Genomic DNA, 7,323 nt, shown 5'->3' on the forward strand with positions numbered 1-7,323 from the left:
GAGATGCGGGGAAACGGCTCAAGCCTAGCTTAATTGTTTGCTTCTGGGGAAGACCAGGACGACTCTGTCGGCGATCGGGGTAGGTTCAGGTGGAAGCTGGTCTGATTCCCGCTCGATGCGACCTGAATGGTACCGCCCAGATATTCCACCAGTTTTTTGACCAATGCCAACCCCAAACCAGTGCCGCCCTGCTTCCAGGGATCATGGCTAGGAATGCGGTAGAAGCGCTCGAAAATTTTCGATAACTCGCTATTGGGAATCTCAACGCCAAAGTTTGTCACGCTGAGGTGCCAGCGATCGTTGGTCACTTGACAGGAGATGACAATCGGCTGTTCTGGCGGAGTATATTTACAAGCATTATTAATTAGTTCACTGACGATTCGTCCTAGACTATCTACTTGGCAGGTGATCAGGGGGGCGTTGTCTAGGCTCGTAGTGTCTGGTGTACATTCTAAGACTAAGGTTTGTTGGCGGGCGTTAGCTCGTTCGTGGAAGGGCTGAATAAACTCTGATAACCAGTTATAAATATGTAACTTTTGGAATTCTCCTTGATGTTTACCTGCTTCTAGACGCTGAAGATCCAGGAGATCATTGATGAGACTAATTTCGCGATCGCATTCTTGGCCCAGCACGGCTAAATATTGATGAATCTTCTGGTGCCGCTGGGGTGATTCAGGTTGGGCTACGCTGATCTCCAACATCCGCAGCGAGAGTTTCATATTAGTAATGGGTGTGCGTAGTTCGTGGGAGACTGTACTTAAAAACTCATCCTTGAGGCGATTAAGCTGTTCCAATTCTTGGATAGCCTGCTGGAGTCTAGTCTCATTGGCTTTGCGATCGCTAATATCCATTGTGGTACCAAATAGTCGAATTACTCGACCTTGTTCATCTTTCACCGCATGGCCTTTCACTGACATCCAGGCGATCGAACCGTCCGGGCGGTTAATTGGAAAATCTTCGTCATAGGGTTCACCCGTAGTCAAGATCTGCGTGACAACACGATCGTGACGTTCCCGTTCTTCTGGCGAAAAACTTTGGGACATCTGTTCATAGGTGGGGGCTGGTCCCGTCGGTGACCAACCAAAAATCCGAAAAACCTCATCGGACCAGGTGATTTCCCCTGTGAGAACATCAAATTCCCAATCCCCTACGTGGGCGACCCGTTGCGCTTCCTTGAGGCGGGCTTCGCTCTTGCGCAGGGCAGCTTCCGTTTGCTTACGCTCGGTAATATCACTAAAGAAAATGGCAATGCCATCCTCTAGCTTTACGGCCATATTCCGGAACCAACCGGTAATCCCTTCCGATTCATAGGCTAATTCAATATCATGGGGTTCGCCGGTCTCAACAACACGCACGTACCGCTGAAATAATTCACTATTCTCACGATTGCCGGGTAAGATAACCAGGAGGCGGTTACCGATCAGATCCTCTGGGGGATGTTTTAAGATTTCACAGGCTTTGGGGTTAGCATAGGTCCAAATAAAGTCAATAATCTTCCCCTGTTCATCACGAACACATTCAAGCAAGGTAAAGGCATCTAGCGAAAGTTCCTGCGCAATCCGAAACCGCTCTTCGGTACGGCGTAATTGTGATTCAATTTGTTTACGATCGCTAATGTCAATTAAATAGCCAATAAATTCTAGGGGCTGTCCATTCTCATCACGAATTAGATTGAGTCGTTCGTAGAGCTAGTGATAGGTGCCATCGGCATGGAGAAATCGAATCTCATGTTGATGAAATTCATGCTCAAAAATTTCAGGAATTCTCGCAAGAACTGCATCACGATCGTCAGGATGGATATGATCAGCCCAAAAATCGGGTTTCTCTAGAAATTGACTGAAGTGATATCCCAAAATTGCCGTAACATTCTCACTAATATAGGTGGCAGCATAGTTCCCAGAAGGTTCGCAGGTGAAAATGACAGCAGGACAGCGTGTTAGTAAATATTGCAAGCGATCACGCACGGTCCTTAGTTCAATTTCGGTTTGCTTCAACTGGTGAATATCCCGGCCAACTGATTGAATTTCGATAATCTCCCCTTGATCATTCGAGATTAAGCGATTCACCCATTGGATCCATCGAATTTCCCCGGTAGCATGATAGACTCGGCCCTCAATGACTACCGTGGGATGTTCAATCGTCAAACTCTGGATAGCTTGGGCAACGCTTTCCTGATCGTCTTCATAAACAACCGGGATAAAACTTTGGCCAATGACTTCCTCCGGATTTAAGCCAAAGTAACGGTAATAGGCTTCATTCACAAAGAGCATTTTACGATCGAGGGTAAATCGCGTAATCATTTCTGTCTGCGCCTCAACGATCGCTCGATAGCGGATTTCACTTTCTTGTAGAGCTTGTTCTGCCTGTTTACGCTCGCTAATATCCATGATGATGCCCACCAGTTTGATCACCTCTCCCTGGTTGTTAAAGGTACAAGCGCCCCGCTCGAACACCCAACGAATTTTTCCGTCATCTAGAAGTAAACGACATTCAACCTCAAATGGCGTTCCCTGAGCAAGAGCATCTGCTTCAACTTGTTTGACGTATTCACGATCGTCCGGATGGACACAATTAAAAAATACATCAGGGTGAAGATGGGTATCTAAAAACTCACCTTGCTGATTAAAAATATAACCGCGATCGTCCGTGTGTAAATCCAAAATTTCGTAGGTTTCAGGTGACCAATAATCTGTATTTGTGGTAATATCCCACTCCCAAATTCCCATCTTGACCGCCGCCAGGGCTACTTGCAGCCTCAAGCTCTGGACTTGCACCTCTGCCGCAAGTGACTGATTGAGTTTTTGGAGTGCCTGTTCCGCTTTTTGACGTTCGCTGAGTTCGGATTGTACCTGCTGTAAAAGGACCGCTTGTTGCATCGCTACGGCTAGTTGATTCGCGATCGTCGTCATTAATTCAATCTCCGCCTCTGGCCAAACCCGCTCTTCCCCCTGTTTGACAAGGGCAATCGTGGTCAAGGGATAGGCGTTAACCTGAATCGGCATAATGAACCAGGCCCCCGGAAACATCGCCGCAATCTGGCGATTAATCTCATCTTCTAAGGTATTGGTGTCAGTAATACAAACGGATTTTCTCTGTTTGAGTTGAAGAGTGATGGGATTATTGGGATCGGGAATATCTAGCTCTAAAAAACTAGGTAGCGACGGCCTCTGACGATATTCGGCAATCGGTTTCCAAATCTCGCGTTCCTCGTTCAATTGATGAATTAGAGCATAATCGATCTGCAAAAATTTGCCAACTTCAGTAACTGTTGTCTGAAAAATACTGTCGAGATCTAAGGAATTGCGAATCGCTTGAATAACATGATTAAGGTTTTTTTCACGCTGAGCCTGTCTTCGTAATTCGGCTTCGAGGCGTTTGAGATCACTAATTTCTTTGGTAAAGGAGAGAAATAACACTAACTCTCCGGCTTCATTCAGCAACACCGAATTAAACCATTCGCAGTGAATAACACGGCCATCCTTACAGTAGTTACGATTCTGGCAAATCCCCGATCCTCCGGTTCTCAATAAGGCGTGCGCGTGATCCGTCACCTGCTCGATATCCGCCTCAAAGATGAAGGGCCAGTCGTACATTTGCTTGCCCACCACCTCTGCGGCTGCCCAGCCAAACAGTTGTTCGGCTTGGGCGGACCACCGTTGAATCCGAAATTGCTCATCCCAAACGATCGTGGCGAGGGGAGAATGATCTAGCAGGAAGGTCAATTGCTGCCATGCCTGCTGGAGATGGGTAACTGTTGTTTGTTGTTCGGTTTCTAGCTGTTGCAACTGTTGCTGGCAGTCCTGCAACTGACGGACTAGAGCTTCGTTGCTAGCTTGTAGGGCGGCAATTTGCGCATCGGTTCCTTCAGACACAGCAACAGCATCCTTTGCTAGAAAACTGGATAAGCCTAGGAGGTGGCACACCTGCATCCATAGTAATGCCTCATGCTGGCTGAGGGATCAGGTAAGGTGGAATAGGGGCAGGGGGGCTGAAGATACCCCCTAGGGCAACCTGCCGAGGTTACGGATGTTCGCTACCCGTTTTTATGTTCAACCCACAAAAATAAGGCAAGGATCTCCATGCATGAACTAAGCTACTACACAGTTATGGCAGAGTACAATCAGTGGATGAATGAGCGACTGTATGCCCTATGTGCCACGCTGCCTGATACCCTTCGTAAGGCCGATCGTGGTGCTTTTTTTGGTTCAATCCACAAAACACTTAATCACCTTTTGTATGGCGATCGCGTTTGGCTGGGTCGCTTTACGGGAAACCCTTTTTCTGCCCCGGAGATGGGCTGTTATCTCTTCGATGAGTTTGCGCACCTGCGGCAGGCCCGTGAAGTCCTCGATCGCGACCTGATTGCCTGGACTAAAACCTTATCTGTAACCTGGCTACAACAACCCTTTAGCTATCACAGTAATGTGGATGGGAAAACCCGAATTTTGCCCACCTGGCTATTAGTTGTCCACCTCTTCAACCACCAGACCCACCACCGAGGTCAATTAAGTACCCTGCTGAGTCAATTAGGGTATGATCCAGGGATCACAGATCTACCGTGGTTACCCACTTTAGTTGCAGAAATTCCCTAATCCAGATGGCTAACCAATGGACTTCCGCCGCCCATGCTCTTGATTATCTGCGTCGAGCCGATACCATCCCCCACCGTACCGAGGGAGAAGCGGCTCTGCTGGAACAGGTTCCCAAAACTGTGCAGCGTATCCTCGATCTCGGTACAGGCAATGGTCGCTTATTATCGCTCCTGAAAATCGATCGCCCCCAGGCCACCTGCATCGCCCTCGATTTTTCCCCGACCATGCTCCAGGCTGCCCGCGAGACCTTTGCCCAGGACCCGCAGGTGACCGTTATTGAACATAATTTGGATCATCCCTTGCCCGACCTAGGCCAATTTGACGCGATCGTTTCCAGTTTTGCCATTCACCACGTCAGTCACGATCGCAAGCGATCGCTCTACCAAGAAATTTACGATCGCCTGACTCCTAATGGTATCTTTTGCAATTTGGAGCACGTTGCTTCCCCCACCCCCAGACTACACGAGCGCTTTATGGCCGCGATCGGCTACCGTGTTGAGGACGAAGATCCCTCCAATCAATTGCTCGATGTGGAAACCCAATTAAGCTGGTTGCGGCAGATGGGTTTTACTGATGTTGATTGCTATTGGAAATGGCTAGAGATGGCTCTGCTAATTGGTATCAAACCCTAGAAAAATTCGTCTTCAGATAGCAATTAGCATGAGGTAACTATCCGCAAGGTCACAGGATCTAGGAGTCTATCAAGGTTAATTTTTTAGATTGGCTCAAACGCAGTGTAATCCCAAAAAGTCAATGATTGTGTTGGGTTCCGCAGGCTCGACGCCAACCTACAACCCGTCAGCTTAGGCATGATAGACCTTATATAACAGTATCTACCTAGGGTAGGCTGGCGCGGGCGATCGCTAACCCTAGCGCGGCTGGCAGTGCCCTGCCCGGATCAGCCCCACCCGTTTAGCGACGGCTTCGGCCTGGGTTTTATAGGGTCCCCAACGCTTTAGGGAGGGAGTCTCTGGCTCCGGAGCGATCGGGGAGCCATCCTTGTCTATTTGGGCGGGCTGAAGGGTGCAATGTCCGTCGGGTTGTTGGAGGATATACCACGGTGGTGAAATGTCGATCATAGGTCGGGTTAGCAAAACTGCGATCGGGGTTAGCAAAGGGCCGAAGGATTAGTTTAGTCAGGGTATTTAGGTTCGTATGACTGGGCAGAGCATTTCAGTCGCTTACTGGGGGCGGGTGAATTTGAGGGTGATGCCGCCACTATTACCCAATTTGCCGCCGTTGCCGACGAGGCTGATCTGGCCTTCGGCGTTGATTTCGACGGAGAGTTCGACTTCATCGAGCCGTAAGCCAGTGGTGGTGTCGGCTTGGCTAAAGAGGTCGTTGACGATCGCGATCATGTTTTCCATCTGGACGTTGAGGGCCTGGGCATCGAGGGCGACCCGTTTGCGCGTGGCGAGGGTTTTCGCCGTTGCGACGGTTCCAGAGCCAAAGCGGCTACCTGTATCTTCTCCCGATCGTCGCCCCTCAATTTCAGTCGTGTTCTCGATCGCTGCTTCAGTTTCCGCTACGATCCAGAGTTGGTGGGTGTCTGCCATGTGCCCGATCCTCGCTGACTTGATTTTTGGCTACGCTACCTTATCAATAAAGCAGAAAGGATACGCTGTTGGTATCTAGAGGCAAGAACATGATGACAAATCCCCATGTTGGTTCTTCGTTTGATGACTACCTGGAGGCAGAAGGTATTTTGGCTGAGGTGAATGCAATGGCCAATAAGGAGGTTTTGGCATGGCAGGGTCAGTCAGGCTGGGAATTGCTGTCACGTTATGGGGCTGAGCAAGCGAGGCTGGTTGCTAGGGAGCGAGGTCTTGATTGGGATGCGATGACGGAGGAGGAACGGGAAGCCTTTGTTGATGATGTGGTGCATGAGGATTAATTAGGGTAGATAACCTCAAACTGAGCACGGGTGGCGTTCAATCGCCTGCTGAATTTGGATTGTTAGACGGTTGAATGATGCGATTTTTAGCGGCTTCTAACTTTTGGCGAATGGCAGCTTGAACTTTCTCATCAAAATCAGGATCATCGGGACTGGCAATAATTTTGAGCGGACGTTGATTAATTCTGTCTAAGTAAGCCTGAAAGGCAGCCTGATCGCCACAATGTTTAAGGAAGTACTGTTTTAACTCAGGCGTAGACATTGCATCATAATTAATCTGGCTCATCAGCAAATTCTCCAGTAGTTTGTAGTCGTTTGCAGTTTGGAAACTGGGTCCTGTCTGGCTGGTTCTAACCTATTTGTGTTGTCTTGTAGGGGCAGGTTCACCAAGATTGATGCGGCCTCACGCATTAACTAGATAAACCTGCCCCCTAGGCTGTCGGGGCATACAGATTGTCTGTGGCTGGTAAACATTGATTGGGCGGGTTCATAAACATTATCGGTAACTGGCGAGGATTTTGGCGCAACCCGCCCCTACGTGAATCAATAAACCTGCCCCCTAGGCTGTCGGGGCATACAGATTATCTGTAACTGGCAAATATTGATTGGGCGGGTTCATACAGATTGTCGGTAACTGGCAAAGATTTTGGTGCAACCCGCCCCTACGTTAATCCAGGAATCTGCCTCTTGCGGGTAAACATTGATTTGGGTGTTGTCTTGTAGGGGCAGGTTCGCCGAGATCTATGCGGCCTCACGCATTAACTAGATAAACCTGCCCCCTAGGCTGTCGGGGCACACAGATTATCTGTAACTGGCAAATGTTGATGGGGCGGGTTC

8 protein-coding genes are annotated in these 7,323 nt (G+C 49.0%); 3 read left to right on the forward strand and 5 right to left on the reverse strand.

Annotated elements, in window-relative coordinates:
• Window positions 1-29: 29 nt before the first annotated feature.
• On the reverse strand, window positions 30-1,667 hold the full coding sequence (locus tag ACWIUF_RS16120) for a PAS domain-containing sensor histidine kinase (RefSeq protein WP_448573550.1): 1,638 nt from the start codon (window positions 1,665-1,667) through the stop codon (window positions 30-32).
• A gap of 21 nt (window positions 1,668-1,688) precedes the next feature.
• Window positions 1,689-3,872 carry a PAS domain S-box protein gene (locus ACWIUF_RS16125; RefSeq protein ID WP_448573543.1) on the reverse strand — a complete coding sequence of 728 codons (2,184 nt, stop codon included), beginning with the start codon at window positions 3,870-3,872 and terminating at the stop codon, window positions 1,689-1,691.
• 234 nt (window positions 3,873-4,106) lie between these two features.
• Between ACWIUF_RS16125 and ACWIUF_RS16130 the strand changes: the two genes are divergently transcribed.
• Together ACWIUF_RS16130 and ACWIUF_RS16135 are read left to right on the forward strand one after the other, a co-directional pair.
• Window positions 4,107-4,592 (forward strand): DinB family protein, encoded by a 486-nt coding sequence (locus ACWIUF_RS16130; protein WP_448573544.1) that lies wholly within the window; start codon window positions 4,107-4,109, stop codon window positions 4,590-4,592.
• A 5-nt stretch (window positions 4,593-4,597) separates the two neighbouring features.
• Window positions 4,598-5,224: a class I SAM-dependent methyltransferase gene (locus ACWIUF_RS16135; protein WP_448573545.1), complete on the forward strand. Its 627-nt coding sequence runs from the start codon at window positions 4,598-4,600 to the stop codon at window positions 5,222-5,224.
• 237 nt (window positions 5,225-5,461) lie between these two features.
• On the opposite strand, the gene ACWIUF_RS16140 is transcribed toward ACWIUF_RS16135, so the two are convergent.
• Together ACWIUF_RS16140 and ACWIUF_RS16145 are read right to left on the reverse strand one after the other, a co-directional pair.
• Window positions 5,462-5,671 (reverse strand): hypothetical protein, encoded by a 210-nt coding sequence (locus ACWIUF_RS16140; protein ID WP_448573546.1) that lies wholly within the window; start codon window positions 5,669-5,671, stop codon window positions 5,462-5,464.
• A gap of 102 nt (window positions 5,672-5,773) precedes the next feature.
• Complete coding sequence (locus ACWIUF_RS16145; protein ID WP_448573547.1) at window positions 5,774-6,148, reverse strand: Pepco domain-containing protein; 375 nt, start codon at window positions 6,146-6,148, stop codon at window positions 5,774-5,776.
• Between the two features lie 89 nt (window positions 6,149-6,237).
• Between ACWIUF_RS16145 and ACWIUF_RS16150 the strand changes: the two genes are divergently transcribed.
• Window positions 6,238-6,486 (forward strand): hypothetical protein, encoded by a 249-nt coding sequence (locus tag ACWIUF_RS16150; protein WP_448573548.1) that lies wholly within the window; start codon window positions 6,238-6,240, stop codon window positions 6,484-6,486.
• A 37-nt stretch (window positions 6,487-6,523) separates the two neighbouring features.
• Here ACWIUF_RS16150 and ACWIUF_RS16155 read toward each other — a convergent pair whose 3' ends face one another.
• On the reverse strand, window positions 6,524-6,772 hold the full coding sequence (locus ACWIUF_RS16155) for a DUF6887 family protein (protein WP_448573549.1): 249 nt from the start codon (window positions 6,770-6,772) through the stop codon (window positions 6,524-6,526).
• Window positions 6,773-7,323: the final 551 nt, after the last annotated feature.

Source organism: Trichothermofontia sp. (assembly GCF_053493415.1).